This window comes from Oenococcus oeni DSM 20252 = AWRIB129 (genome assembly GCF_000372485.1).
Lineage (GTDB): Bacteria > Bacillota > Bacilli > Lactobacillales > Lactobacillaceae > Oenococcus > Oenococcus oeni.
On sequence record NZ_AQVA01000001.1, the window covers coordinates 158,620 to 185,453 of the forward strand.

General features: G+C 39.2%; 26 protein-coding genes. 21 read left to right on the plus strand and 5 right to left on the minus strand.

Going from position 1 to position 26,834, the window contains the following annotated elements; genetic code table 11:
• The first annotated feature begins 10 nt into the window (after positions 1-10).
• The 11 genes from fabF to A3G9_RS01000000109355 all read left to right on the plus strand — a co-directional run bounded on the left by fabF (position 11) and on the right by A3G9_RS01000000109355 (position 9,669).
• Complete coding sequence (fabF, locus tag A3G9_RS0100795; protein WP_002821678.1) at positions 11-1,243, plus strand: beta-ketoacyl-ACP synthase II; 1,233 nt, start codon at positions 11-13, stop codon at positions 1,241-1,243.
• Between the two features lie 2 nt (positions 1,244-1,245).
• Positions 1,246-1,752 carry an acetyl-CoA carboxylase biotin carboxyl carrier protein gene (gene accB, locus A3G9_RS0100800; protein WP_002821679.1) on the plus strand — a complete coding sequence of 169 codons (507 nt, stop codon included), beginning with the start codon at positions 1,246-1,248 and terminating at the stop codon, positions 1,750-1,752.
• The gene (gene fabZ / locus A3G9_RS0100805) at positions 1,749-2,186 is read left to right on the plus strand and encodes a 3-hydroxyacyl-ACP dehydratase FabZ (protein WP_002819402.1); all 438 of its coding nucleotides are present in this window, start codon (positions 1,749-1,751) and stop codon (positions 2,184-2,186) included. Before accB ends, fabZ begins: the two co-directional genes overlap by 4 nt.
• A gap of 10 nt (positions 2,187-2,196) precedes the next feature.
• A complete protein-coding gene (gene accC, locus A3G9_RS0100810) occupies positions 2,197-3,579 on the plus strand; it encodes an acetyl-CoA carboxylase biotin carboxylase subunit (protein WP_002819401.1) in 1,383 nt (460 codons plus the stop codon).
• Positions 3,576-4,445, plus strand: a complete 870-nt coding sequence (locus tag A3G9_RS1000000110625; protein ID WP_002816346.1) for an acetyl-CoA carboxylase carboxyltransferase subunit beta — start codon at positions 3,576-3,578, stop codon at positions 4,443-4,445. The genes accC and A3G9_RS1000000110625 overlap by 4 nt, the downstream gene beginning before the upstream one ends.
• A complete protein-coding gene (gene accA, locus A3G9_RS1000000110630; protein WP_002821680.1) occupies positions 4,435-5,205 on the plus strand; it encodes a carboxyltransferase subunit alpha in 771 nt (256 codons plus the stop codon). The genes A3G9_RS1000000110625 and accA overlap by 11 nt, the downstream gene beginning before the upstream one ends.
• A gap of 41 nt (positions 5,206-5,246) precedes the next feature.
• Positions 5,247-6,320, plus strand: coding sequence for a peptide chain release factor 1 (gene prfA, locus A3G9_RS0100825; RefSeq protein ID WP_002819399.1), 1,074 nt, complete (start codon positions 5,247-5,249; stop codon positions 6,318-6,320).
• 15 nt (positions 6,321-6,335) lie between these two features.
• On the plus strand, positions 6,336-7,163 hold the full coding sequence (prmC, locus tag A3G9_RS0100830; RefSeq protein WP_002819398.1) for a peptide chain release factor N(5)-glutamine methyltransferase: 828 nt from the start codon (positions 6,336-6,338) through the stop codon (positions 7,161-7,163).
• A gap of 4 nt (positions 7,164-7,167) precedes the next feature.
• Positions 7,168-8,181 carry an L-threonylcarbamoyladenylate synthase gene (locus tag A3G9_RS0100835; RefSeq protein WP_002821681.1) on the plus strand — a complete coding sequence of 338 codons (1,014 nt, stop codon included), beginning with the start codon at positions 7,168-7,170 and terminating at the stop codon, positions 8,179-8,181.
• Between the two features lie 29 nt (positions 8,182-8,210).
• On the plus strand, positions 8,211-8,840 hold the full coding sequence (upp, locus tag A3G9_RS0100840) for a uracil phosphoribosyltransferase (protein WP_002819396.1): 630 nt from the start codon (positions 8,211-8,213) through the stop codon (positions 8,838-8,840).
• Positions 8,841-8,916: 76 nt separating this feature from the next.
• The gene (locus A3G9_RS01000000109355; RefSeq protein WP_236608175.1) at positions 8,917-9,669 is read left to right on the plus strand and encodes a tyrosine-protein phosphatase; all 753 of its coding nucleotides are present in this window, start codon (positions 8,917-8,919) and stop codon (positions 9,667-9,669) included.
• Positions 9,670-9,729: 60 nt separating this feature from the next.
• Here the strand turns inward: A3G9_RS01000000109355 and A3G9_RS0100850 are convergent, their stop codons facing one another.
• Both A3G9_RS0100850 and A3G9_RS0100855 read right to left on the minus strand, forming a co-directional pair.
• Positions 9,730-10,578 carry a YihY/virulence factor BrkB family protein gene (locus A3G9_RS0100850; RefSeq protein WP_002819394.1) on the minus strand — a complete coding sequence of 283 codons (849 nt, stop codon included), beginning with the start codon at positions 10,576-10,578 and terminating at the stop codon, positions 9,730-9,732.
• Between the two features lie 69 nt (positions 10,579-10,647).
• Positions 10,648-11,532: an AraC family transcriptional regulator gene (locus A3G9_RS0100855; RefSeq protein ID WP_002821683.1), complete on the minus strand. Its 885-nt coding sequence runs from the start codon at positions 11,530-11,532 to the stop codon at positions 10,648-10,650.
• 243 nt (positions 11,533-11,775) lie between these two features.
• Between A3G9_RS0100855 and A3G9_RS0100860 the strand changes: the two genes are divergently transcribed.
• Positions 11,776-12,987 carry an MFS transporter gene (locus A3G9_RS0100860; RefSeq protein WP_002821684.1) on the plus strand — a complete coding sequence of 404 codons (1,212 nt, stop codon included), beginning with the start codon at positions 11,776-11,778 and terminating at the stop codon, positions 12,985-12,987.
• Positions 12,988-13,042: 55 nt separating this feature from the next.
• A complete protein-coding gene (locus tag A3G9_RS0100865) occupies positions 13,043-13,954 on the plus strand; it encodes an alpha/beta hydrolase (RefSeq protein WP_002821685.1) in 912 nt (303 codons plus the stop codon).
• A gap of 122 nt (positions 13,955-14,076) precedes the next feature.
• On the opposite strand, the gene A3G9_RS0100870 is transcribed toward A3G9_RS0100865, so the two are convergent.
• Positions 14,077-15,240, minus strand: coding sequence for a helix-turn-helix transcriptional regulator (locus A3G9_RS0100870; protein WP_002821686.1), 1,164 nt, complete (start codon positions 15,238-15,240; stop codon positions 14,077-14,079).
• Between the two features lie 256 nt (positions 15,241-15,496).
• Between A3G9_RS0100870 and A3G9_RS1000000110775 the strand changes: the two genes are divergently transcribed.
• The 4 genes from A3G9_RS1000000110775 to A3G9_RS0100885 all read left to right on the plus strand — a co-directional run bounded on the left by A3G9_RS1000000110775 (position 15,497) and on the right by A3G9_RS0100885 (position 20,460).
• Positions 15,497-15,898 carry a hypothetical protein gene (locus A3G9_RS1000000110775; protein ID WP_474147476.1) on the plus strand — a complete coding sequence of 134 codons (402 nt, stop codon included), beginning with the start codon at positions 15,497-15,499 and terminating at the stop codon, positions 15,896-15,898.
• A gap of 36 nt (positions 15,899-15,934) precedes the next feature.
• A complete protein-coding gene (locus A3G9_RS1000000110325; protein ID WP_071449377.1) occupies positions 15,935-16,918 on the plus strand; it encodes an alpha-L-arabinofuranosidase C-terminal domain-containing protein in 984 nt (327 codons plus the stop codon).
• 26 nt (positions 16,919-16,944) lie between these two features.
• Positions 16,945-18,156, plus strand: coding sequence for an MFS transporter (locus A3G9_RS0100880; RefSeq protein ID WP_002821687.1), 1,212 nt, complete (start codon positions 16,945-16,947; stop codon positions 18,154-18,156).
• A 90-nt stretch (positions 18,157-18,246) separates the two neighbouring features.
• The gene (locus A3G9_RS0100885) at positions 18,247-20,460 is read left to right on the plus strand and encodes a glycoside hydrolase family 3 C-terminal domain-containing protein (protein WP_002819385.1); all 2,214 of its coding nucleotides are present in this window, start codon (positions 18,247-18,249) and stop codon (positions 20,458-20,460) included.
• A gap of 126 nt (positions 20,461-20,586) precedes the next feature.
• On the opposite strand, the gene A3G9_RS0100890 is transcribed toward A3G9_RS0100885, so the two are convergent.
• Positions 20,587-21,135 carry an SOS response-associated peptidase gene (locus A3G9_RS0100890; protein WP_002819384.1) on the minus strand — a complete coding sequence of 183 codons (549 nt, stop codon included), beginning with the start codon at positions 21,133-21,135 and terminating at the stop codon, positions 20,587-20,589.
• 190 nt (positions 21,136-21,325) lie between these two features.
• Here A3G9_RS0100890 and A3G9_RS0100895 point away from each other — a divergent pair, with 190 nt between their 5' ends.
• Positions 21,326-21,793, plus strand: a complete 468-nt coding sequence (locus A3G9_RS0100895) for a PH domain-containing protein (RefSeq protein ID WP_002819382.1) — start codon at positions 21,326-21,328, stop codon at positions 21,791-21,793.
• Entirely contained in the window at positions 21,786-23,255 is a 1,470-nt protein-coding gene (locus A3G9_RS0100900) for a PH domain-containing protein (RefSeq protein WP_002821688.1), read from the plus strand. The genes A3G9_RS0100895 and A3G9_RS0100900 overlap by 8 nt, the downstream gene beginning before the upstream one ends.
• Before the next feature lie 8 nt (positions 23,256-23,263).
• On the opposite strand, the gene A3G9_RS0100905 is transcribed toward A3G9_RS0100900, so the two are convergent.
• Positions 23,264-24,157 carry a LysR family transcriptional regulator gene (locus A3G9_RS0100905; protein ID WP_002821689.1) on the minus strand — a complete coding sequence of 298 codons (894 nt, stop codon included), beginning with the start codon at positions 24,155-24,157 and terminating at the stop codon, positions 23,264-23,266.
• A gap of 82 nt (positions 24,158-24,239) precedes the next feature.
• Here A3G9_RS0100905 and A3G9_RS0100910 point away from each other — a divergent pair, with 82 nt between their 5' ends.
• Positions 24,240-25,865, plus strand: coding sequence for a malolactic enzyme (locus A3G9_RS0100910; protein WP_002821690.1), 1,626 nt, complete (start codon positions 24,240-24,242; stop codon positions 25,863-25,865).
• The gene (locus A3G9_RS0100915; RefSeq protein WP_002821691.1) at positions 25,865-26,809 is read left to right on the plus strand and encodes an AEC family transporter; all 945 of its coding nucleotides are present in this window, start codon (positions 25,865-25,867) and stop codon (positions 26,807-26,809) included. Before A3G9_RS0100910 ends, A3G9_RS0100915 begins: the two co-directional genes overlap by 1 nt.
• Positions 26,810-26,834: the final 25 nt, after the last annotated feature.

Consider the following 26,834-nt stretch of genomic DNA (forward strand, 5'->3'; position numbering starts at 1 on the left):
GAGGTATTTAATGACACGAGTAGTAATCACTGGTATGGGTGCCGTAACGCCGTTGGGAAGTTCGGTTAATGAATTTGTTTCCGGCTTGCGAAAACAACAGGTTGGTTTTCGACCGATCTCGACTTTTGATTCAAGCGCAACCGGCGTGACTTTAGCTGGTGAAGCAGCAGACTTTGATCCTTTGGTTCGTTTAAGCAAAAAAGATTTGCGGAGAATGGATCGCTTTTCGCAATTTGCCGTTTATTCGGCTTTGGAAGCTTATCAACAAGCTGGGTTGGAAGATCAAACACCCGATTCCGAACGTTTTGGAGTAATTTATGGTTCTGGAATCGGCGGTTTAACAACTATTCAAGAACAGGTTATTAGAATGCACGATCTTGGTGCTGATCGCGTTTCGCCAATGTTTGTTCCAACTGCAATCGCGAATATGGCGGCCGGAAATTTGGCGATCCGTTTTCATGCACAAAATATCTGCATGACGATCGTAACAGCATGTTCTTCCGGCGCAAACGCGATCGGCGAAGCTTTTCGAGCAATCGAGTCCGGCCGAGCCGATATAATGCTAACCGGTGGTTCTGAGGCTTCGATTAATGAAATTGGAATCGGTGGTTTCGCTGCTCTTTCGACTCTGTCCAAAGCAACTGATCCAACAAAAGCTTCTCTACCCTTTGATAAAAACCGTAACGGCTTTGTGATGGGAGAAGGAGGCGGAACACTTATTTTAGAGTCGCTCGAACACGCCCAAAAACGTGGCGCTGAAATTCTTGGCGAATTAGTTGGCTATGGTGCCAGCGAAGATGCTTACCATATTACAAGTCCCGACCCGGCTGGAACTCAAGCAGCTAGAGCTATGCGATTGGCAATTGAAGAGGCTGGCTTAAAAGCAGAACAAATTGGTTACATAAATGCTCATGGCACAGCTACTCATGGCAATGATTTCGCTGAAGCTGCCGCAATTAATCAAGTTTTCTCTAAAGATCAGCAGGTTTTGGTCAGCAGCTCTAAATCAATGACCGGTCATTTGCTTGGTGCAGCTGGTGCGATCGAGGCAGTTGCGACTGTTAGCGCATTGCGTGATGGGCAGTTGCCAGTCAACGTCGGGATTACTGAACAGGATCCGGAATGTCAAGTTAATCTAGTTACTGAAGAGAATGCTCAAACAAAAGTTGACTATGCTTTGAGTAATTCCTTTGGGTTTGGGGGCCATAACGCTGTTTTGGCCTTTAAAAAATGGAGTGATTAAGCGTGGACGAAAAAACTATTAAAGATCTAATTGAACAGATCAATCAAAGTTCGATTCGTGAATTTGATTTAACTGTTGACGGGGTTCGTTTATATTTGTCGAAAAACAAAAATAATCGTGAAAGTTCAACTTCTAAAACAGCTGATAAACCAGCTTCCTCGGCACAAGTTCCTTTGGATTCTAACAACTCCGATTCTAATGATGAAGTTTCCGAGGCAGACAAAGGAAAAGCTAAAGCCAAACAACAAGAGGACGAAAATACGAGCACTATTAACTCTCCTTTAGTTGGAGTGGCTTACTTGCAGGCCAATCCAGATGCAGAGTCATACGTGAAAGTTGGCGATCAGGTTAAGGCTGGCGATGTTGTCTGTGTTATCGAGGCAATGAAAATGATGACTGAAATTAAAAGCTCGGTCAGCGGCACAGTTGCCGAAATTTTAATTGATAACGAATCAATGGTTGATTATGATCAGCCTTTAATTAAAGTACACACGGAGGCAAAGAAATGACGGAACAAATTGTAATGACAGCGACTGAGATTCAGAAAGTTTTACCTCATCGTTATCCGATGTTAATGGTTGATCGGGTTTTGGAATTAGTATCTGGTGAACGAATTTTGGCCCAAAAAAATGTCACAATTAACGAAGAATTTTTTCAGGGGCATTTTCCTGGGAATCCGGTTATGCCGGGTGTTTTGATTGTTGAAGCACTTGCCCAGGCTGGCGCGATTGCATTGCTTAAAATGGATCGTTTTGCTGGCAAAACACCTTATTTTGGTGGTGTCGATAAGGTCAAATTTAGAAGAATGGTTCGTCCCGGCGATACTCTAACCTTGAATGTGACTTTGGACAAATTAAAAGACAACATTGGTAGTGCACATGCTCTGGCAACCGTTGATGGAGAAAAAGCTTGTTCTGCGGATTTGCTCTTTTTGATCAAGTGAGGTGAAATAAATGTTTAAACGTGTTTTGATTGCTAATCGTGGTGAAATTGCTGTCCGGATTATTCGCGCCCTTCGTGAGATGGGGATCGAATCAGTTGCGGTTTATTCAACGGCTGATCGCGATAGTCTTTTTGTTAAATTGGCAGATATCGCCGTTTGTATCGGTGGGCCGCAGCCGGCCGATTCTTATTTAAACATTCAGAACATCGTCAGTGCGGCTGTTCTTTCTGGAGCCGACGCAATTCATCCTGGCTTTGGTTTTTTGTCTGAAAACGCCGAGTTTGCAAGAGTTTGCGCTGAATGCGGCGTTATTTTTATTGGCCCGGAGGCCAAGACAATTGAATTAATGGGTAATAAGTCCAATGCTCGCAGCACAATGAAAAAACATGGTGTCCCGGTTGTTCCCGGCAGCAATCAATCGATTAAAAATATCGATGCTGCACTCGAAATCGCTGATCAAATCGGTTATCCGGTTATGTTAAAAGCGGCAGCTGGTGGTGGGGGTAAAGGAATTCGTGCTATTAAAGATCGGGAAGATCTGATTAAAAAATTTCCTGACGCACAGCGGGAAACGAAACTTTCTTTTGACGATGACGATATGTACATCGAAAAGATTATCCAATCCCCCAAGCATGTCGAAGTTCAGGTAATGGGAGATAGTGCTGGAAACATCTTGGCTTTTCCCGAGCGTGACTGTTCTTTGCAGCGTGGCCATCAAAAAATGGTTGAGGAAAGTCCTTGCCCTTTGATTAACCCTTCAGAACGTGAATACTTGATGTCGGTTGCCGCCAAGGCTGCCAAGGCAATCAATTATTTGAATACCGGTACTTTTGAGTTCTTGATGGATGACCAGCATCATTTTTATTTCATGGAAATGAATACTCGTCTGCAAGTTGAACACCCGATTACAGAAATGGTAACGGGTATCGACCTAGTCAAAATGCAAATATGCGTTGCTTCTGGAGAAAAGATCTCTTTGAAACAAAGCGATATTAAAATTCATGGAACGGCAATTGAGTGCCGAATCAACTCCGAAGATCCGGTTCATAATTTTCTGCCTCAAGCCGGAAAAATAAAATCTGTTCATTTTCCACTGGGATGTCCGGGTGCACGCGTCGACTCGGCTATTGAAAACGGGAGTACAATTCCGCCTTTCTATGATTCGATGATAGCGAAATTAATTGCTCACGGGTCGAATAGAAAGGAGGCTTTGGCAATTATGGATCGTATGTTGGATGAGATGTCGCTTGTTGGAGTTAAAAGTAATTTGGATTTTCAACAAAGGCTTCTTCATTCCCCGGCTGTCATCAAAGGCAATACAACGACTGATTATATTGAAAAAGAATTTTTGCCCTATTGGCAGGCCCAATTGTCTGAGGAGAAGGTAGGATGACCTGGTTTAACCGACTTAAAGACTATTCCAAACAACAAACCGACAAGTTGCTTAACCGATATTTAACTCAAATACCTTCTGGGATTTGGCGGGAATGTCCAAGATGCCATTCGCGTTTTTATTATCGTCGTTTTGGAAATTTCGATGTTTGTCCCGAATGTGGTTATGGATTCCGTTTAACAGCCCGCAAAAGATTGAGAATGCTCACTAAGGATGCTGTTGAATGGGACGCTGATTTAGTTACTAAAGATCCGCTTTCCTTTCCTGGGTATTCGGAAAAATTGCAGCGGGCTCAAAAAATAACTAAATTGAATGAAAGTGTATGGACAGGACTGGCTCTTTTGGATAAAAGATCGGTTGCTCTGGGGATCATGGATCCTTATTTCATTATGGGAAGTTTGGGAATGATTACCGGTGAAAAACTGGCTCGTTTGTTCGAACGGGCTACTCTTCATGAATTGCCGGTGATTCTTTTTACAGCTTCCGGCGGTGCCCGTATGCAGGAAGGAATTCATTCTCTAATGCAAATGTCCAAAGTCACAGCGGCCGTTAATCGTCATCGCCAGGCAGGACTTTTGTATATTGTTGTTCTAACTGATCCAACGACTGGCGGTGTTACAGCCAGCTTTGCGATGGAAGCTGACATTACAATCGCCGAACCAAAAGCTTTAATCGGTTTTGCCGGGCGGCGTGTTATCGAGCAGACTGTCAAACAAAAATTGCCTGCCGATTTTCAAAGTGCCGAGCAATTACAAAAAAATGGTTTCGTTGACGAAATAGTCCCGCGTGAACATTTGACCGAAGAATTGAAACTTCTTTTGGATATGAATCAATCAAACGCTTGGAGAGCCAATCATGACAAATAAGGAAAAAGTTTCAGCTGCGGAAGTCGTTAAACGAGCTCGTAGTGATAATAAAACTGATAGTAGAGTAATGATTAAGCAATTGCTGACTGATTTTCGTGAATTTCATGGCGATCGCAATAGTGCTGATGATCCGGCCATTATCGGTGGAATCGGTCGGCTTTTGGATCGATCGGTGACTTTGATTTCTACTCAAAAAGGCCATGATGTCGAGAACAGATTGGCAACCCATTTCGGCAGCCCGGAGCCTTGGGGATATCGAAAAGCAATCCGACTCATGAAACAGGCCGAACTTTTTTGTCGTCCGGTCGTTACTTTGATTAATACACCGGGTGCTTTTCCGGGGATGGACGCTGAAAAAGCCGGCCAGGGCGAAGCGATTGCATCTTGTATTGCTACAATGATGAATTTAAAAGTTCCGGTTATCTCGCTTATTTTCGGTGAAGGAGGTAGTGGTGGAGCGCTTGCTTTGGCCAGCAGCGATCGTGTCTGGATGACTGAACATAGTGAGTATGCCGTACTTTCTCCAGAAGGATTTGCCTCGATTTTGTGGAAAGATGCCAAGCGTTCTTCGGAAGCCGCTGAAGTCATGGGATTGACTCCGGCCGCTTTATTGGATGCTGGCGTTGTTGAACAAATTTTACCGGAGCCTTTGGATTTGGTCGGACTTCGTCAGCAATTGTTTTCAGCTTTTAACGAATTATTCGCTTTGACGCCTGATGCTTTGGTTGAACAGCGTTATCAACGTTTTCGGAAGTTTTAAATCGTTTTATTTTGTCAACGTTAATCAACTATTATAGATAAGTGGACAAAATCTTTGCACAAATTCAAAACGTAGTTGATCGTTACGATGAACTTAACGAGCTGCTGGCCGATCCCGATGTGGCTTCTGATAGCGGCAAATATACTCGTTATGCCAAAGAACTTGGTGAGATTACGCCAATTGTCGAAAATTATCGCAGATATCAACAGTTAACCAATGAAATCAACGATGACAAAGAACTTTTAAATGATAAAGAAATGGCTTCTTTGGCAAAAAAAGAATTGTCTGAATTGGAACCGGAACAATCCGAACTATCAGAGAAACTCAGAGTTCTGATGATCCCAAAGGATCCGAATGACGATAAGAATATTATCATGGAAATTCGTGGTGCTGTTGGTGGAGATGAAGCCAACCTGTTTGCTGGTGATCTGCTGAACATGTATGCCCATTATGCCCAATCGCAGAATTGGAGTTTTGAGATTGTTGACCAGACAGTCGGCGAGGCTGGTGGTTTTAAGGAAGCGGTTATCAATATTTCTGGTGAAAATGTTTATAGCAAACTGAAGTTTGAATCCGGAGCTCATCGGGTCCAAAGAGTTCCCGTTACAGAGACTCAGGGGCGTGTTCATACCAGTACTGCAACTGTTGGAGTTATGCCTGAGTTTGAAGATATTGATACAGAGGGCCTGATCGATCCGAAGGACGTTCGTGAGGATGTCTATCGTTCTTCAGGTGCTGGAGGCCAGCATATCAATAAAACCAGTTCGGCAGTCCGTCTTGTCCATCTCCCAACCGGAATCAAAGTCGAAATGCAGGAGCAACGTTCCCAACAACAAAATCGAAGTAAAGCTTGGCAGATTCTTCGTTCGCGGGTCTATGATCATTTTGCCCAGGAAAACCGTGAACAATACGATCAACAGCGACGGACAAAAATCGGCAGCGGCGATCGCTCGGAACGGATCCGTACCTATAATTTTCCTCAAAATAGAGTTACCGACCATCGAATTAATTTCACTTTGAATAAACTGGACAAGGTAATTAACGGCGATTTGGAAGAAATTATTGATGCTTTAATAATTGCTGATCAAACTAAGCGCTTAGAGGAAATGATTTAACTATAATAAAGGCTAATGACCACTTTACGGCAAATTAGAAATGATTTTTTTAAAACATCAGTCGACTTTGAAACGATCGATGTTTTTTTGCGCGGAGAATTGAAAATTAACAATACCGAACTTTTGTTAAGGTTTTCCGAACAAATTCCGGCACGAACCGAAAGCAAGCTCAGACTGGATTTCGACAAAGTCCAAGCCGGTGAACCTGTTCAATATGTACTCGGCTTTGCCAATTTTTATGGGCGGGATTTTTCGGTTGGACCACAGGTCTTGATTCCGGAAGTTGAGACAGCCGAGTTGATTGACCACGTTAAGAACGCTGTATTGCTGCCCTTGGAAGATGATTTTTCAATTTTGGATATCGGTACCGGGAGTGGAAATCTGGCGATTACTTTGGCGCTGGAACTGAAAGCGAAAAATGTTTTAGCTGTCGATATCAGTCAGGATGCTTTGGACCTGGCTAAAAAAAATTCGCAAAATTTGTCGGCTACCGAAGTTAAATTCATTCGTTCCGATCTTTTGGAGAATGTTAATGGCCTGTTTGATTTGATTGTTTCCAACCCGCCTTATGTTAAGACTGGTGAAAAAGAAATTGACAAACAGGTTGTTGATTTTGAGCCACATCAGGCTCTTTATGCCGGTGCCGATGGTATGGATGTTTTTAGGAAAATGATTCCGGAAACTGTTAAGCATTTAAAACCGGACGGTTATGCAATTTTTGAAATGGATTATCGTCAGGGTGATGAAATCAAATCTTTGATTAAAAAGAATTTTCCAAAAGCCCAGATAGAAATTTTTAAAGATATTTCCGGATTGGATCGTTTTATCGCATGGAGGAATTAGAAGTATGACCTTGGTATTGAAAACAAGTGAAAAGGCAATTGCCGAAGCGGCCAATATAATGGCCAGCGGAGGGGTTGTTGCTTTCCCGACTGAAACTGTTTATGGGATTGGTGCTGATGCCACTAAACGTGATGCAGTGGAAAAGGTCTTTGCTGCCAAAAAGCGCCCGCACGACAATCCTTTAATCGTAACTGTATCCAATGCTGAAATGGCTTCTCGTTTTGCTAAACTGGATTGGCGTGCCGAAAAATTGATTGAAAATTTTTGGCCTGGTTCTTTAACAATGATTTTGCCTTTAATTGATCAGGATATTCTGCCGGATAACGTTACCGCCGGACTATTAACGGCGGCTTTTAGAAATCCAAAAAACGATGTGACTCGTCATTTGATTACCTTGTTAAATAATCCTATCGTTGGCCCTTCAGCTAATTTATCGACCAAACCTTCTTCGACAACTGCCGAACATGTTCTCCATGATATGGATGGGAGGATTGATGCTGTCATCGACGATGGCCCAACTGAGATTGGCGTTGAATCAACAATTGTCGATCTGTCAGTCAAACAAGCGACCATTTTACGTCCAGGAGCAGTCACGGCCGATCAGGTCTCTTCTGTGTTGGGAGAAAAAGTAATTGATCCGACTGGACCAATCTCGCTTGCTGCGAACATCGCTCCAAAAGCTCCCGGAATGAAATATCGTCATTATGCTCCCAGCAAGGCAGTCGTGATTTTCAATCAAACCGACTTAAAAGATTTAAAACAGCAGCTTAAAAAAAATGATGCCGTTGTCGCTTTAGAAGACAGCTTGAATCAATTAAAACTTGATCGCCGGCATTCCTGGTCTCTGGGTGAAACGGCCGATTCGGCAACCGAAGAATTATTTTCCGCTTTAAGGTTTTTCGACGATCAAAAAGATATTCAAACAATTTATGTTGAGTCCCTGCCTAGTGAAGGAATTGGAGAAGCTTATATGAATCGTCTGGAAAAATCGGCTGGCGGCCAACATTTCGGATTGTAATGATAGTATAGAAAAGGGTTATTAAAAACATGTCTAAATTTACTGTAATCAATCATCCATTGATTCAACACAAATTACGAATTTTACGTGATAAAAATACTAGTACGAAAGACTTTCGCGACTTGGTTAATGAAATCGCGATGCTGATGGCTTACGAAGTCAGCCGTGATATGCAGCTGGAAGATGTCGAAATAGATACACCTGTTGCCCATGCGACAGTTAAACAATTAACTGGTAAAAAGGTCGCTGTTGTGCCGATTTTACGAGCTGGTTTAGGGATGGTCGACGGTGTCGTTAAATTAATTCCGGCCGCTCGAATTGGCCATATTGGAATGTATCGTGATGAGAAAACGCTCGAACCGCACGAATATTTCATTAAATTGCCCGAAGATATTGAAAAAAGAGAAGTAATTGTTGTTGATCCAATGCTCGCAACCGGTGGTTCTGCTAAAGATGCGATAGCCGCCCTAAAGAAGCGTGGCGCGAAATACATAAAATTAATGGTGCTTGTTGCTGCACCGGAAGGTGTTAAGGCTGTTCAGGCAGCTGACCCGGATGTCGATATTTATGCAGCAGCACTTGATGATCATTTAAATCAAAATGGTTATATCGTTCCCGGTCTAGGAGATGCCGGCGATCGTTTATTCGGCACGAAGTAAATAACTATTGATCGCTTTTTTAGCGGTCTTTCTTTTTGGAGTCTTATGTTTGAAAAACGTGTTTTAAAAATAAAAGGTGGTTCTAATTTTCGTGACCTCGGCGGTTTATCAGACCCATGACGGAAAAAAAATTCTTTGGGGCAGGCTTTTTCGCGGTTCTGCACTGAACAATTTTACCAATCATGATCTTCGGGTTCTAAAGCGCCGCCATATCAATACGATTATTGATTTTCGCAGTCTTGACGAGAGCTTAAATGATCCTGATATTTATCCAGAGACCTCCAATGATATAAGATTGACAGTTTTAGACCAGGACACGACTTATTCGACGATTACTCCGGAAGAATTTCATCGCTTATCCCACAGTAACGGTTTTGCATATAAGCAAATGATGAATACTTATCGGCGTTTGATCACTGATGAATTTTCTCAACAAGCCTATCGGCAATTTTTTGATTACTTGTTGAATCAGGACGATGGTGCAATTTTATTTCACTGTACGAAAGGAAAAGATCGAACAGGTATTGCGACGGCACTCTTTTTTTTGGCCGTTGGCATTGACAAAAAAACTATTTTTCAGGATTACCTGTTGACGGATACTTATAATCATGAACAGACAGAGGTTGAGTTAGAGCGGATGGTTGAAAGAGGAGAGGACGATGACGATATAGATAATGTAAAACATTTTTTGCTGACAGATCGTAACTATCTCGAAAATGCTTTCGCTGCTATGGATGAAATCGCTGGAAGCCCCCAGGCCTATTTAAAAAAATACCTTGGCCTTAGTGATGAAAAGATTCAAATTTTACGGAATAAGTACTTGTCTTAGTTTTTATTGATTTTTTTCCTTTGCTAAAACAGGTTTTTGTATTTTCTGCTATTTTTTGCTTTAAAATTTAACCACTTTTTCAAAATAATTTTGACAGCTGGCATTTATTACTCCACCGATCAGAATAATGGAACTAGAAAAATTAAGCCAAAACATCAATAATATAAAGCTTCCGATTGTCTGATACGAAGAAACCCGTTGGGCAAAATATTCAACATATAGCTGAAATCCCTGAGCCAGTAATAGCCAGCCCAAAGACGTAAATACTGCGCCAATCCAGACGTAGCGCCATTTTATTTTGGCCTGAGGTACGAAATAATAAATTAATATCAGGAGAGAAAATAAACCGACCAAACCAATTAAATTTTTTGCTCCAAGCAGACTCGTCAGCCAACCGAGAGACGTGCCAAAGTTATTTTTCAGTAATTTGAGAAGGTATTGGCCAAACAGCATTATTGATAGAAGAAGAGCGAACAATAGAAAAGCCAGTAAGAGCAGGATAAAAGAAAGAATTCTGCTTACAATGGCATTTTGTTTGCTCGAAGAATTGTAAATCTGATTGAAGCAGCGTCGAAGCGTCGCAATTAATCCGGATGCCGACCAGATTGTAACTAAAATTCCAATTGACAAACTACTATTGCTGCCGTTAGTCAGAAAGGAATTGATAATCGGTTTGATAATATTACTCATATCAGACGGTGTGATTTGAATAATGTAATTAAGAATCGTCCTAACACCGATTTTCAGATGTGCCAGCAAATTTCCAAGTATCAAAATAATTGGTGGTAGGGAAAGCAATAAATAGTAAGACAAGATTATCGCATTATTATTAACATTCCCCTGTTGGTAATATTTTTTAAATAATTTAGCCCAACGAAGAAAACTGTTCAACAATTTATGTTTGTTCATTGAGCTCCCCCTAATTTATCGAAAAAGAAAATTAACCCGAATAACTCAACTTAATTATATAAGTATCCATCAAAGTATGTTCGTTCTATTTTTTCCGCTCAGTCGTTTTCGATAATCGGTTGGCGTCACTTTGTAGATTCGTTTAAAAGTTCTCGTAAAAGCTTTTTCATTCGGAAATCCAACTTGAGTAGAAATTACCAGGATTGATTTTTTTGTATTTGTTAGTAGCTGATATGCTTCATGAAGACGAACCAGATTCAAATATTCAATTACCGAGTTGCCCATATAATACTTAAAATTTCTCGAAAAATAACTAGTAGACAAATTAAAATGATCGGCAATTTTTGTAACTGTCAAAGCTTCTTTGGCGTGTTCTTGAATAAACATGATTATTTCATCCAAACGTTCAAATGGTTTATCGGTTGTGGCAAGATCGTTTGGCGTCGTTACGATACTGGAGAAATTTTTTGTTAGCAGGTAGAGAATCTGTAATATTTGCGAAGTTTTGCTGATCTCATCCAAAGAATTTGTTTGATGGGAAGCAAATTGGAAGAATTTTTTTAAAATCCCTTCCAATTCTGCTAAATTCTGTTGATTATTTGCTGTTAATAATTCCTTATCGGGAATTTCATATCGACGATAGCGATAATTAGGAACTATTTTCATTAGAAAAGGATAAGGGAATATTAAACTTAAAGCCAAACTATCTTGCCGTTTTTTTGTTTTCGGGAAAAACACCGAGTGAATCTCATTGGAATTAACAACTAAAATCGTTCCCGGTCGGGTTGAATAGTGTTTCCCGGCAATTGTGAAATCGGGAATGCTGCCCTGATAGGTATAACTTATTTCCAAAGAACGATGCCAGTGTTTTGGAACATTAACTGCCTTATCATGCAGAATTATCTTGACTGGAAAGATTTTGGATTTGCTATCGATTGATTCATGATAATACATAAGTTTTACTTTCAATAATGATTGAAGAGCTCTTTTTTAAAATTCAGAATATAAATATTGTTCGCTTAAGAAAAAGATGTCATAAAAAGACTGAAAAGAGGGTCGCAATTCGCTCTTAAAGTAACCGCTTTCATTGTAACCTAACTTTGTACAGGGATTTAACTTAAAAAGAATTTAGTGATTTGCCGGCAGAAATAATTATTAAGCAAATACTTGTACGAAATTAATTTGGAGGTATAAAACATGCAAGAAGAGAATATAGTTCACAGACCTTTATTCAAACTATCAATTCTTTCAATCTCTTTGATGACGATGATCGCTCCGGCTATTTCATCAGCTTTACCCTTGATGTATGGATCTTTTAAAGGGGAAACGGAAACGGCTGTGGAAACTTTGGTAACGGTCCCGAATTTTGGTATTATTGTCTTCCTTTTCTTGAGTACTTTTGTTATTAAACTAATTGGAGGAAAAAACACAGTGATTTTTGGTCTATTGCTTGCACTCGTTGCCGGTATAATTCCGGTTTTTTCGAACGATTATGCACTCGTTTTTGTTTCCAGATTTCTCTTGGGATCCGGAATCGGTCTTTTTAATTCCATGTGCGTCAGTCTTATTGCGAGATTTTATAAGGGTGATGAATTATCGACGATGATGGGTTTTCAGGGGGCGACTGGATCGCTTGGAGGCGCCTTGGGAGCCTTCCTTGTAAGCTGGCTGGTTACTTTGGGTTGGCACCAGACTTTTCTGATTTATCTAATTGCATTACCGATTATGGCTTTGTTTATTTTCTGTATTCCACGACAGCTGTTAAATGAAGGTAAAAGTGTTTCTTCTTCAGGAAAACAAGTATCTTCAAATTCCGGTAAACAAACAATCAATCTTCCGGTTTGGGGACTGTCGGTTTTGATTTTTTTGGTTTTTGCGTTTTTCCTGGCTTCCCAATTACAGCTTCCAGCCTTGGTAACGGCTAAAAAAATTGGTAGTTTGAGCCAGGTATCTGTTTTAAACGGAATTACAACTTTGTTTGGTATTCCGATTGGAGCCGTTTATGGCAAAGTAAGTAAATTCCTAAAGAACCTTACTTTATCTGCAGGATTCTTATTTGCTGCCCTTGGATTTTCACTGATTGCTTTTGGCAGTGATTTGTTGATCGTTGGTTTAGGCGCAATTGTTTCCGGTGTTGGTTTTGGACTTATGGTACCGTCGATTTATGTCTGGATGGCTAAGGTTGCACCAAAGAATTCGGAAAATTTGGCATCTACTGTTTTATTAGTTACTACTAATATTGGAGTTTTTGCCTGCCCGACAATTTTGAATTTTCTCGGAGGATTATTTTGGACAGCCGGCGCTCAGTCGAGCATGCTGGTCGCGATGATCGCTTTTATTGTTATGTTCGTGATATCAATTTTTTCAATATTTTCTTTTAAAACGAGAAACAAGAAAGAAATTGTTTAAATTGAATGTTTTTAATTTAAATTTCTTATAAATAAAATAAAAATCAGGATTAAATATGTCAGAAATAGTTTTAAAAAAAATCGAAAAGTTTAAGCAGGAATGGGGAAAAGCCGATGCAAAACGCGATGAAGGCTTATCAACCTCGCCAAAAGGTATTAAACGCTATGATAATTTGAGCTATGGTTCCCACGGCAAGGATAATTTGTTCGATATATATCTACCGGAGGATCATGATCTTCCGATTCCAATGCTTATCAGCATTCACGGCGGTGGTTTTTTCTATGGAAATAAAGAAGGATATCAGTTCTATTGTTTGGGCATGGCTCAACGCGGTTTTGGAGTTATCAATTTTAATTATCGCTTAGCGCCTGATCATCCCTATCCAGCCGCTTTGGAAGATGTTAACGAAATGATGAATTGGCTCGGCAACCATGCCCGGGATTATGGTTTGGATCCACAATCAGTCTTTGTTGTCGGCGACAGTGCTGGTGGGCAATTGGCTGAACAATATTTGACGATTCTCAGCAATCCGGATTTTAAAAAATTGTTTGATTACAATTCACCCAAACTAAGAATTCTGGCGACTGGTCTGAATTCCGCTCTTTCTTGTCTGGCTGATCCGGAAAGCATGCCGGAGGACAGTGAAGTCGAAGCCTATTTTGGCAAAAATGCTTTGGAAAAATGGGGACAACAACTACGGACGGAGGAGTATCTGACAAAAGATTTTCCACCAGTTTATATTGTCACTGCTGTAGACGATTTCTTAAAACATCAGTCGCTCCAATTGGCAGAAAAACTTAAAAAGGTCGGCGTTAATGTTCAACAACGGGTATTTGGCGATGACCAGCATCCAAGAGGGCATGATTTCCAACTTGATCAAAGAGATGAATTGGCAAAAGAATGCAATGATCTTGAAGCCGATTTTTTCCGCAACATTTATGAAAGTTCTAACAGATCAGTAGAATGATTACTTCATTTTTAATAGGGCTTTTATATAAGCTATATTCAAAAAAAGAATTCTAAAAGAGAATTCTTTTATTTTATTATCCCAATTAAGTTTTTTATGAACATGTTTATTACTAAGTTTTCTCAGACTTTGCCGAATGTATTGCGATATTTTAGTGGTATCATGCCGATAATTCTTTTAAACACACTTCCATAGTGACTTGTCGATGCATAAGCAAAATTGAGTGCAACCGTATTGATCGGCAAGTCTGCATAAATCAAATCGCGTTTGCTCGCTTCGATTTTTTCCCTCTGAATATATTCATTTACAGTTGTTTGCTGAGTATTGTGAAATATTTTGGATAAGTATTGTTCGCTGACATTACAATATTTGGCGAGTTTTTCAAGATGAATTTTATTGTGCAAATGAGTTTGGATATATTTTTTGCAGCGTTTGATGATTAAATTGGTCTTTGTCTTTTCGACTGGATAATTAATATTATGAACCAACTCGGTATATTGGATTTTTGCCTGCAAACTTAAAGCAATTACGTCCTGAACATTATTGGCTTGTTCAACCGATCGAATATATTGGTCATTGATTGTAAAAGATTGTTCATAATCAATTCCGCCTTTAATGGCGGCTCGTGCTAACAAGGCCAAATCAACAATTGCCAGATTTTTCAAAGAACGCAATTTGGTTGGTCCAAGTGTAGCAAAACTCCCTTCGTATGACTCGTGGATACTTTCCTTCATGGCCGATAAGTTACCTTCCGTCACGCTGCGAAGCTCTCTTACTTCCTGATCGTATGGATTATGAACAAATTCGTTTTCTTGGTTGTCACTGGAATAACGGGCTATTTGTGCATCGTTGTTTCTAATTTTATTTTCGCTCAAGTGATTATTGATAAAAATGTCCGAATTTTGAAGATCGCTTCCATGAATTGCGTTTTGCAGCAAATTTAATTCTTCGAATAAAAATTCTGTCGAATAAGTAGAATCGTCGGTTTGAGCGAAAACGGGTGTTTTCTCAGATGAATCATTAATAGTAACCGGACCAATCAGGTATTTAATATTTTTACCGGAAATTACGGCAATCACTTTTTGTGCCGACAAATATTTTAAATATGGAAAATCTTTACTCGAATCGAGCAATAGTTGATTAATCAATTCACGATTATCGATTAATTTGTCTGAATGTGGAGGATGCCCCCAGTACTGAATTAAACGATCCTGCTGAAATAAGCGAATCGGGACCCGGAGGACTCTTATAAGATGATTCAAAATGGCATCCAATGCGGTTTTCAATGACTGAGCCTTCTTAAGAATTTAAATCTAGTTAAGTTGCAATTAGCAAATTTTTATAATAATTCAGCATAAAAATTTGCTAATCTGTTTAAAATTCTTATATTAAAACGCTTACATTATTATTACAATAGATTTCGTAAGGAGGCAACAAATTTATGAAGATAAATATTAATGACCAAAATAGTTACGGACAAATTAATCCGAATTTGCATGGTCAATTTATTGAATTTTTAGGAAATTGCATCGATGAAGGAATCTGGGTAGGCAAGGATTCCAAAATTCCCAACATCGACGGGATGCGAAAAGGAACTGTCGATGCCCTAAAAAACTTGCTCCACCAGTTGTACGTTGGCCTGGTGGATGTTATGCCGACACCTATCATTGGCGAGACGGTATTGGTCCACAGAAAGATCGACCGATTTCCTTCAATGAAAATTTTGGAACCTATCAAAGAGATCGACATTCGTTTGGCACGGATGAATTTATGGAATTCTGTGAATTAATCGGTGCCCAGCCCTGGTTCAATATGAATATGCTCAGCGCTAGTGTCCAGGAGATGAAGGATTGGATGGAGTATTGCAATCGCAGTGAAAAAACCTCGTTATCGAATCAAAGAAAAGATAATGGGCACGCTGAACCATATGCTGTTAAATATTAGGGAATTGGTAATGAGGTTTGGGGCGGTGGCGGATCAATGACACCGGAAATGTATGCCGACAAGTATCGGGAATATGCATCGGCGATGCCGACCTTCCAAAAAAGCATTTTTGATCAGAACCCAATCTATAAAATTGCAAGCGGCCCCGATGGCAATAAGCCGATAGAACGTGTTAAGTGGACAAAAGATTTCTTGAAGGCTTTTTCCCGTTATCGGCAACCGGGCATTAACGCTATGGATCTGCACTTTTATAACTGGAACATTGAACACGAATCCGATACGCCGACGGATTTTGGCGAAGATGACTGGTACCGAGTTATCAACGGGACTCGGGAGTTAGATCAGATTATCAATCAACAGGCTGATTTGATTAAAGAGGGTTTGCAAAATATACCTCAACCCGAATCATCGCTGGACCACAGACTTGATCGAATTGATTTGGTGGTTGGCGAATGGGGCAATTGGCATAGAACTGCTTTTACTGCCAAACCAGCATTAAAACAGCAGGTCACGATGCGGGATGCAATTTCAACGGCTCTCATGTTGGATATTTTGCAGAAAAATTCCGATAAAGTAACGATGGCTTGTGTTGCTCAAACAATTAACGTTTTAAACGCCCTGATATTGACTGAAGGCGACCAGACAATTCTGACGCCGAACTATGATGTTTTCATGATGTATAAGGCACATAGAGGCAATTCTGCTTTGAAAATTCAGACTAATCAGGATCAAAAAAACGTTTATACTTTTGCTTCGAAAAAAGATGGAGAAATTATTCTCGATGTTATTAACGCTAATTTAAACGATCAGGTCAAGCTGACAGTTGAATTAAACAGGGAAATTGAAAGTATTAGCAAAGATTTTCTGCAATCTGATCGTCCTACCGATTTTAATTCGTCCGATAATCCCGACTTGATTAGGATGCAGCAAACGGAAGTTAAAGATTTTAGTAAAGGAGAAATAACTTTAGAGCTGTCACCAGCTTCAGTCAATGTTTTTCATATAAAAACAATTGATTGAGAACTGCTCTTTAGAGGTATATAACCATGGACAAAAAAACAAATAATTTGGGTTTAAAGCTTGGCATCTTGGCAACTTCTTTGTTAATAAGCGACGCCACAGCAATTTCGGTTACCGTTGCACCGATGGAAGCAACTTTTTCAAATATCAGTGCGACAACCGTCGAATCCCTTGTAACGATTCCATCATTTTCAATGTTGTTGTTTATTTTGCTTAGCAATTTTGTTATTAGATTGATTGGAAAAAAGAAAACTGTTTTGTTGGGACTCTCTATGGCATTTATTGGAGGTGTTTTGCCTGCTTTTGTTACGAGCTTTCCAGCTATTATTTTTTGCCGATTTTTGTTGGGTGCCGGAGTTGGAACCTACAACACACTTGCCGTTGGCTTGATTAGCGACTTTTTTACCGGAGTCGAACAGAAAAAACTTTTAGGTTTTCAAACGGCTACCTCGGCAATCGGGTCGGCCTTAACAACCTTTCTAGCCGGAATTTTAGTAAGTTATGATTGGCATTACGCATATTTGGTTTATGCTTTGTCGATTCCGATTTTGCTCGTTTTCTACCTTAATGTTCCTGAACCAAGCAAAAAAATTGCTAACGATAGTTCTGCCTTGAATGCCCAGGAAAAAAATAAAATAAAACTTAATTCAACTGTCATTTTATCGGTTGTTAGTATGTTCTTCATGTTTGTTTTTCTGATGAATATAGCCACGAAAACAAGTGAATTTCTCACCGAACAAAATATTAAAAATGCTGCTTTTCTTGGTACTGCATTAACAATTGGCGGCTTGTTAGGTGCTGTGAGTGGTTTCCTATATGGAAGAGTTTATGTCCATCTGAAAAATATAACTCCTATTTTTTCCAGCGCGGTTGTTGCTCTCGGCTTTGCCGGCGTCGCTTATAGTAGCGAAATGATTCTCTTTACGGTTGGAACTTCACTCGTATATATCGGTTACAGTATGCTTATATCTTATTTGTACGGAGTGATATTCGATAATGTTAACGCTGCATCGAAAAATATATCTGTATCATTAGCGATGGTTGCATGTAATTTAGAGGCCTTCTTTTCTCCGTATATCGTGTCGATTATATCGAATGCAATCGGCAACAGTAGCGCTAAAGAGGGCTTATCAATGTCCGTCTTGTTCTATGGTGTTTTAGCGGTTATCTTTGTTTTTCCGGTATTCAAAAAGGGTATCGGATCAAACACAACTAAAGCAATCGATGGAAATAATTAAATACTTGCTTTATTCGCCAATTTAGAAATTTGTTAAATTTTCTACTGATATTCAATTTAACAAAAATTTTCATTTTAAAAGGAGTCTAACTTGTCTAAGATTACTTCAATTATTTCAGGATTATCTTTAAAAGAAAAAGCCGATCTTGTTTCCGGCAAAGATTTTTGGTTTACCGCTCAAGTTTCCGGTTTAGATAGAATGATGGTTTCCGATGGACCGTCTGGACTGAGAAAACAGGCTGATGCTTCCAATGCTTTGGGCCTGAACAAAAGCGTCGTTGCAGTTAATTTTCCTTCTTCGTCTTTGACGGCTGCTTCCTTTGATCGTGCTCTGCTGCAGGAATTGGGCAGAAATCTTGGCCAGGCGGCCAAGGCTGAACGAGTCGGGATTTTATTAGGGCCCGGTATCAATCTAAAAAGAAGTCCTTTGGCCGGACGTAATTTTGAATACTTTTCTGAAGATCCTTATCTTACTGGTGAATTGGCCAGTTCCTATGTTCAAGGTGTTCAAGAAAGTGGTGTCGGCGTCAGCCTAAAACATTTTGCCGCTAACAATCGGGAGGACCAGCGTTTTACAGCTTCCTCCAATATTGATCAACGCAGTCTGCATGAATTATATCTTTCAGCTTTTGAAAAGGCTGTTAAAATGGCTCGACCGGCAACAATCATGTGCTCTTATAATGCGATTAACGGAACCCTCAATTCCCAAAACCAACGCTTGTTGACGCAAATTTTAAGAGAAGAATGGGGATTCAAAGGACTTGTGATGTCCGATTGGGGCGCTGTCAGTGATCATGTTGCGGCCTTAAAAGCTGGTTTGGATTTGGAAATGCCTGGCAAGGGAAACGAGTCGACTAGTGAGATTATCGAAGCCGTTAACAAAGGTCAACTGGATGAAAAAGTTTTGGAGCGGGCTGCCTCAAGAGTTATCCAAATGGTTGAAAAATGGCAGCCGGAAAATAAGACGGTTATCTCTTATGATCTGGAAAAACAGCATCGATTTGCTCGCCAGCTTGCCGGTGAAAGTATTGTTCTATTAAAAAACGAGCAACAGCTCTTACCGCTTAAATCTAATCAGTCTTTAGCTGTGATTGGACAATTAGCTGAAAAACCACGTTATCAGGGGTCCGGCAGTGCTCATGTCAATGCCTTTAATACCACTACTCCGCTAAAAGTTGTTCAGGATATTTTGCCGAAGACTGCTTATCAAGCGGGTTATCAAATAGACTCTGATCAAATCGATCAGCAGGCCGAACAAGCGGCAGTCGATCTGGCAAAGCAAGCCGATCAGGTAGTTGTTTTTTCCGGTTTTCCAAGTTCTTATGAATCGGAAGGTTTTGATAAGAAAACGATTAGTTTGCCTGATAATCAAAATCATTTAATCGAACGATTAGCTGCTGTTAATAAAAAAATAATCGTTGTTTTAGAGAACGGATCGGCTCTTGAAATGCCTTGGGTTGGACAGGTAGAAGCAATCGTCGAGACCTATTTGGCTGGCGAGGCCGTTGGCGAGGCTACGTGGGATATTCTATTTGGTCGTGTTAACCCGTCAGGCAAGTTGGCCGAAAGTTTTCCTATAAAATTGGCCGATAATCCGACTTATTTGACTTTTAACGCAGATCGGAAAAATGAGAATTATCATGAAGGTCTCTTCGTTGGTTACCGCTATTATGACAAGAAAAAACAGGAAGTCCTGTTTCCTTTTGGTCATGGACTGAGTTATACAACTTTCGAATATAGAAAACTGGAACTTTTAAAAAGCGATCATGAAGTAACTGTTAGTTTTGAAATTAAAAATACCGGTTCGGTTGCCGGCAAAGAAACAGCTCAGATATATCTTTCCAATCAGACTAGTGAAATCGAAAAACCGCTGAAGGAACTAAAAGGTTTTGCCAAAGTTTCTTTGAATCCGGGACAGACAAAACAAGTCGAAATTGTCTTGGATAAAAGATCTTTTAGCTGGTACAATCCTGAGACTGATAAATGGCAGGTTGACAATGGCTCTTACCAAATACAGTTGGCTGCCTCCAGTCGCGATATTCGTTTAACCAAGAATTTGCTTATCGATTGGTCGGAGAATAAAGTGCAGGCACTTAGCCCTGACAGTTATCTGAGTGATATTTTAAAGGAGCAGGCTTTTAAAGCACCTTTGAAAGAGAGCGGATTGGATAAATTGTTGGAACAACTGGCCGGCGATGAGAATAATCAAGCAATTTTGACCAATATGCCTCTGAGAGCTTTGATGATGATGGGCGTTTCCAATCATCAAATTCAACAATTTATTAAACTCGCCAATCAAAGTTAAAGAGTAGAGCACTCTAATTATTTTATATATTTTCATCTTCTATTAAAAATCTGTCGTTATTTGAAACGGCAGATTTTTTTAAATATTTAAAATCCATATCTTCTGTATTTTTTTAGGTTTATCCGATTAAATTTTTTTTGCTGTCAAAAGCGGCATTTGTTTTGCCAATAAATTTTTTGCGAAATTAGAATCATAAATCCAACGATTGATTTCTTCTTTCTTTAGAATCAAAGGCATTCGATTATGAATCGGAGCGACGGAAGCATTAGGCACAGTCGTAATCAAAATCGATTTTGCTTGGCCATCAAAAAAGTTATAAAAACCGGCAATATAGAGTGCACTCGGCTTTTCTTGATAGTTGAAATAGATTTTTTGTTTATCCTTGGTCCACTCAAAGAAACCACTTGTCGGATAAACGCAGCGATATTTGATAAAAGCATCGGCAAAGATTTCCTTATTCATAATCGTTTCTGCACGGGCATTGATGATTATTTGTTTTTCTTTAAAACCGGGAAAACCCCAAGGCATTTGAACGATTCTGACCTGTTTTTTGCCGGCAACAATCAGTGCCGTTTGATCTGTTGGAAAGATTTCTCCACTTTTTAGTTGATATCCATTATCAAGAGCCAATTGATAGATTCGTTGAATTTCTGGACTATCCGTTGGTTTAAACATAAAACGCCCACACATTTTACACCCCTTTTTTAGTCTAACAGCAAGCAAAACTTAGTGAAAAATTGATTGACTTTTGCTAAAACTCTTTCTTGCATGAATTTTAAAAACAATTTTATTTTTAAAACGTTTGACATATATTTCGAAGTAAGATATCTTATGTAAGAATATTTCATCACTTTGGAGAGACATAATGAATAAAATCGAACAATTGCCATCAAGAATCAAATTCATTTGGCTAATTCACGTTTTCGGGAATTTGCTTTTACTTGTCATCGGTATGGTATTGCTGGAATTTGCCATTCATTATTGGAAACTGGCCGATTGGTTGATCTATCCAGCCTTAGTTTTAGCTTTATTGATTATTTCTTTTGAACTGCTTTCAATTCCTTATCGTTATCGTTTTTGGCAATATAAAATTACCAATGATTCAGTTGAAATACAGTCCGGTTTTATTTTTCGTGACCGGGTGGCGATTCCAATTGCCCGGGTTCAAAACGTCACTTTATCAGCCGGCCCTGTACTTCAATGGCAAAAACCGGAGAAAGTGGTCGTTGCAACTGCCTCCAGTAGTCATAAGATTGACGGTTTAAAAGACGATACCGCAAGGCGGCTGCGTGATCAGATTATGCACTTGGCTTTGGAGGCCCGCGATGAATAAGATTATGAATAAAAATAGTCGTTTGCATCCATTGGCCTTTTTTGTTTTTTTATACAATAATTTGAAAAGATATCTTTTATTTATTATTTTTTTATTTTTTGAAATTATTGGGGACCGCCATTCAGGATTATTACTGTATGGATCATTAATTCTTCTACTGATTTTTTCTTTTATAGATGCCTTATTTAGATATATATTTTTTGCTTATCGATTTGACGAAAACAGTTTAACGATTGATTCTGGAGTTTTTGTCCGTCATCATGAACACATTCCGTTTAATAAGATCCAAACAATTCAGCATAAACAATGGTTTTTCTTGCAGCCTTTTGGTCTTGAATCGCTTTCAATCGAAACGGCCGGTCATAATGATGGAAAAGCCGAAGCGATTTTGCCGGTTATTCCTTTAAAAATTTCCAATTTTATTGAAAAACTAAATCAACAGTCTCGTCTGGAAGACGTTTCGTCGGAAGTTGTTCCCCAACAAGCCAAAAATAAAAAAATTGATAGCAACTATCAAATAAATTTTCATGATTTATCAAAATATGCCTTGACTTCATTCGGCATTATTCCAACCCTTTTGGGTTTTGTTGGATTCTTTTCTCAGGTTGATGATTATTTACCGCAAAGCATTAAGAAGCCGGTTGAATCGACAATTAACAGTTTGGTCGCACAGGAATTTTTAATTATCCTAATCCTGATCCTGCTTTTCAGTTTGCTTGCCTCCTATTTGACCACTGTCCAAAAGTATTATCACTTCACTTTGATTAAGAGTGAGCATAAGTTAACGACGATTCGTGGTTTTTTTCAAAGATATGTTGTTAGTTTGCCCTTAAAAAAAATCCAAGCAGTTTTTGTCAAGCAAAGTATTTTACGTCAGTGGTTGAAATTAGCAACTGTTGAAACAATCGTTGCTTCGGATGCCGGTAAAAACGAGAAGGATGCCGGCGATCTGGTTATTCTTCCTGTTATTGAAAAACAACAGCTTTTTCAACAAGTTCAGAAATTTATTTCCTACTTTCCTAAACAAATGCCTAAATTAACCCACTTACCGACTTTTCAGAGTTGGTATTTTATCCGTAATGCTATTCTGGTTTGCTTGCTTCCGATCGTAGCCTTGATATATTTCTATCATTTTTGGGGTTGTTTTTCATTGCTGATTGTTCCTCTGGTTATCAGTCTTGGCTACTACAAAAGCCGCCATATGGCTTTTGCAATTATCCCCGGTGGGCGTTATTTATTTCAAAGCGGTCGTTTTTGGACTAATGAGCTCTATTTGATTCAGCAAAATAAAATACAATCTGTCAGTTATCGGCAAACTATTTGGATGGCTCGCAAACATTTAGTTCATTTATCTATCAGTATTCGTCACGCTAATTCTAATCATGAAGTTCAGATTCGCTATCTTCCAGAAAAGGAAGCTCGTCGGATTTATAATTGTTATTTGAATAAATCCAATACTTAATACTTCAATTATCTGTCCTGATCGAAGACGCTGTTGTTTCTTAATTCTTCGACTATCCTTTTAATTCCAGGGATTTGTAAATCTTTTTTATAAACAAAACTGATAATAAATTCCGGAACTTTTTCGTTGCTCAATTCCAAGGTTGCCAAATTATCCTGTTTTTCAACTGCTATCTCAGCGATAAAACCAATCCCGGTTTTTTCAGCAATCATTTTCTTTAAAATATTGATATCCGGTGTTTCGTAAATAATTTTCGGGTAAACATTGTAAGTTTCTTCCAATTTACGAAAAGCAATTGGGTGAACATTACCTTCTTTTAAGGAGACAAATTTCTCGTCGGCGAGATCTTCAAAAGAAACCTTTTTTTGTTTAGCTAAAGGATTATCTTTATTGACAACAATCGAATATTTTTTTCGATCGATTTCAATTGTTTCCAAACCTTCAATTTTTACCGGTTCAACCGAAGAAATAATTGCCAAATCCAGCCGGTGATTTTTTAAAGCCCCTAAAAGTAGGTTGGAGCCGGCTTCATTAGTCGCAACATTTTGAAAAAAGGGATTGCCGACAAAATGTTTGACTAATTTTGGTAAATAATAATTTCCAATAATTTGCGGCAAACCGAATTCAATTGTTGGTTGATTCATTCGGTCAATTTCTTCGTGGGCGGCAACCACTTCTTGAAGAATTTTTTTGGCGTGTTTTTCAAAAACTTTTCCAGCTTCCGTCAAAGAAATCTCGCCATGCGACCGATTGCGATTAATTAGAGTTTTTTTCATCTCGTTTTCTAAACGCTGAATGGCAAAGGAAATTGTCGGTTGACTGACATTGAAAAAAATAGCTGTTTTTGAAAAGGATTCAAGTTCGGATAACTTGTCGAAGTATTCGATATCGGTGAATTTCATATAAGATAATTTTATCTCTTTTATAAGTTTTGACTATATTAATCCTAATGGAATACAATAGTCTGGTTCTTAAGGAGAAAATATGACAGATCCAGTAAGTATTTTAAATGATCCTTTTATTAACAAAGGAACTGCTTTTACGGAAGCGGAGAGAGAGGAGCTTGGTTTAAACGGTTTATTACCGGCCAAGGTTCAGGCTTTACAAGAGCAAGTTGATCAGACTTATGCTCAATTTCAAAGCAAGGTTTCAAATCTCGAAAAACGATTGTTTTTAATGGAAATATTCAATACGAATCACGTGTTGTTTTATAAGCTTTTTTCTCAACATGTTGTTGAATTTATGCCAATTGTTTATGACCCGACAATTGCTGATACAATTGAAAATTATTCGGAATTATTTGTTGAACCGCAAGGTGCCGCTTTTTTGGATATTAATCATCCGGAAAACATTCAATCGACTCTGAAAAATGCTGCTAATGGCCGCGATATCAAGCTGCTGGTCGTTTCTGATGCCGAAGGTATTCTTGGGATTGGAGACTGGGGTGTCCAGGGTGTTGATATTGCTGTCGGCAAACTGATGGTTTATACAGTTGCGGCCGGAATCGATCCATCAACAGTTCTTGCAGTTGTTATTGATGCTGGAACAAATAACGAAAAGCTTTTGAAAGATCCTATGTATTTGGGAAATAAATTTAATCGTGTTCGTGGCGATAAGTACTATGATTTTATCGACAAATTTGTTAATCATGCCGAATCGCTTTTTCCTAATTTATATTTGCATTGGGAAGATTTTGGCCGTTCGAATGCTTCTAATATCTTAAACAGCTATAAAGATAAAATTGCTACTTTTAATGATGATATTCAAGGAACTGGAATCGTCGTTCTTGCCGGCGTTCTTGGAGCGTTGAAGATTTCCGGTCAGAAATTAACTGATCAAACTTACATGAGCTTCGGTGCCGGAACTGCTGGAATGGGAATTGTTAAACAGTTGCATGAAGAAATGGTTGAACAGGGTCTTTCCGACGAAGAGGCTAAAAAGCATTTCTTCCTTGTTGACAAACAAGGCCTCTTGTTTGATGATGATCCGGATTTAACTCCAGAGCAAAAGCCTTTCGCTGCTAAACGAAGTGATTTCAAAAATGCTAATCAATTGACCAATCTCCAAGCAGCTGTTGAAGCTGTCCACCCGACCATTTTGGTCGGAACCTCGACACATCCAAATTCCTTTACTGAAGAAATTGTTAAAGATATGTCTGGTTATACTGAAAGACCAATCATTTTTCCAATTTCCAATCCAACAAAATTAGCCGAAGCAAAAGCCGAAGATGTTTTGAAATGGTCTAATGGAAAAGCCTTGATCGGTACTGGTGTTCCAGTTGACGATATTGAATATGAGGGCAACGCTTACCAAATCGGTCAGGCCAACAATGCCTTGATCTATCCAGGTCTTGGCTTTGGTGCCATTGCCGCTCAATCAAAGCTGCTTACGCCTGAAATGATTTCTGCTGCTGCCCATAGTCTTGGAGGAATCGTTGATACAACAAAAGTTGGTGCTGCTGTTTTGCCACCAGTTTCAAAATTAGCCGACTTTTCGCGTACAGTCGCTGTCGCTGTCGCTAAAAAAGCTGTTGAACAAGGTCTTAATCGCCAGCCGATTGATGATGTTGAAAAGGCCGTCGACGATTTGAAGTGGGAGCCGAAATACTAATGAATGCTTTTATTACGAGTGTTGAGAGTGTCGTAGAAATTATTCTAGTGATCGCTTTAGGTTATGTTTTAAGGAGATCGGGTAAATTAGCCGACTCTTTTAAAGGGAATATCTCGTATTTGATTATGAATATTGCCCTGCCGCTGTCGATTTTTGTTAGCGTGCTGACTTATTTGACCCGTGATAAATTAGTTAGTCTGTCTGGCGGTTTGGTTTTCGCTGCGGCTAGTTTTGCTGTCAGCTACGTGCTCGCTTATTTGATCACAAAAATTTTTAAAATTCGGGTTGGTCGTCGTGGAACATTTATCAATATGTTTGTTAACGCTAATACGATTTTTATCGGTTTACCGCTAAATTCGGCTTTGTTCGGTACGAAGTCTATGCCTTATTTCTTAATTTATTATGTTATGAATACAATCTCGACGTGGGCAATTGGCATCTTCTTTTTTTCATCCGATGATCCAACGAGGGATAAGACGGAAAAACAAAGTTTTAATTGGAAAAAGTTATTACCAATGCCATTAGTTGGTTTCTTGATTTCGATTGTTGTTCTGCTTTTGGCAATCCCGATTCCCGGATGGGTTAGCACGACTTTTTCCATGGTTGGCGGAATTGTGACGCCTATGTCTCTGATATATATCGGAATTATTTTGGCTGATGCTGGATTGAAATCGATTCATTTCGATCGCGATTCGATTTTAGCCTTAATCGGCCGTTTCATCATTGTTCCGGCGGTTATGATTATAATTTTAAAATTGTTTGGCGGATCAATGCCAAAGCTTGAATCTTCAACGCTGATTATTCAAGCAGCTGCTCCTGGGCTGGCTGTTTTGCCGATCTTGGTTGGACAAAATCATGGTGACGTTGAATATGCAACAAATGTCGTTACGACTTCAACGGTGCTCTTCGTGATTGTTGTGCCGATCTTGATGCAGTTTGTCTAATGATAATTTACGATTGAAAGACTTA

Coding starts and splice junctions, on each gene's coding strand:
- A3G9_RS0100905 (WP_002821689.1), bottom strand. CDS start 24,157: ATGAAATTCACCGATATCGAATACTTCGACAAGTTATCCGAACTTGAA.
- A3G9_RS0100915 (WP_002821691.1), top strand. CDS start 25,865: ATGAATGCTTTTATTACGAGTGTTGAGAGTGTCGTAGAAATTATTCTA.
- prmC (WP_002819398.1), top strand. CDS start 6,336: ATGACCACTTTACGGCAAATTAGAAATGATTTTTTTAAAACATCAGTC.
- A3G9_RS1000000110325 (WP_071449377.1), top strand. CDS start 15,935: ATGACACCGGAAATGTATGCCGACAAGTATCGGGAATATGCATCGGCG.
- fabZ (WP_002819402.1), top strand. CDS start 1,749: ATGACGGAACAAATTGTAATGACAGCGACTGAGATTCAGAAAGTTTTA.
- accA (WP_002821680.1), top strand. CDS start 4,435: ATGACAAATAAGGAAAAAGTTTCAGCTGCGGAAGTCGTTAAACGAGCT.
- accC (WP_002819401.1), top strand. CDS start 2,197: ATGTTTAAACGTGTTTTGATTGCTAATCGTGGTGAAATTGCTGTCCGG.
- A3G9_RS0100890 (WP_002819384.1), bottom strand. CDS start 21,135: ATGTTTAAACCAACGGATAGTCCAGAAATTCAACGAATCTATCAATTG.
- A3G9_RS0100895 (WP_002819382.1), top strand. CDS start 21,326: ATGAATAAAATCGAACAATTGCCATCAAGAATCAAATTCATTTGGCTA.
- A3G9_RS0100835 (WP_002821681.1), top strand. CDS start 7,168: ATGACCTTGGTATTGAAAACAAGTGAAAAGGCAATTGCCGAAGCGGCC.
- A3G9_RS0100850 (WP_002819394.1), bottom strand. CDS start 10,578: ATGAACAAACATAAATTGTTGAACAGTTTTCTTCGTTGGGCTAAATTA.
- upp (WP_002819396.1), top strand. CDS start 8,211: ATGTCTAAATTTACTGTAATCAATCATCCATTGATTCAACACAAATTA.
- A3G9_RS0100865 (WP_002821685.1), top strand. CDS start 13,043: ATGTCAGAAATAGTTTTAAAAAAAATCGAAAAGTTTAAGCAGGAATGG.
- A3G9_RS0100880 (WP_002821687.1), top strand. CDS start 16,945: ATGGACAAAAAAACAAATAATTTGGGTTTAAAGCTTGGCATCTTGGCA.
- A3G9_RS1000000110625 (WP_002816346.1), top strand. CDS start 3,576: ATGACCTGGTTTAACCGACTTAAAGACTATTCCAAACAACAAACCGAC.
- A3G9_RS0100910 (WP_002821690.1), top strand. CDS start 24,240: ATGACAGATCCAGTAAGTATTTTAAATGATCCTTTTATTAACAAAGGA.
- A3G9_RS0100855 (WP_002821683.1), bottom strand. CDS start 11,532: ATGTATTATCATGAATCAATCGATAGCAAATCCAAAATCTTTCCAGTC.
- A3G9_RS0100900 (WP_002821688.1), top strand. CDS start 21,786: ATGAATAAGATTATGAATAAAAATAGTCGTTTGCATCCATTGGCCTTT.
- A3G9_RS0100860 (WP_002821684.1), top strand. CDS start 11,776: ATGCAAGAAGAGAATATAGTTCACAGACCTTTATTCAAACTATCAATT.
- fabF (WP_002821678.1), top strand. CDS start 11: ATGACACGAGTAGTAATCACTGGTATGGGTGCCGTAACGCCGTTGGGA.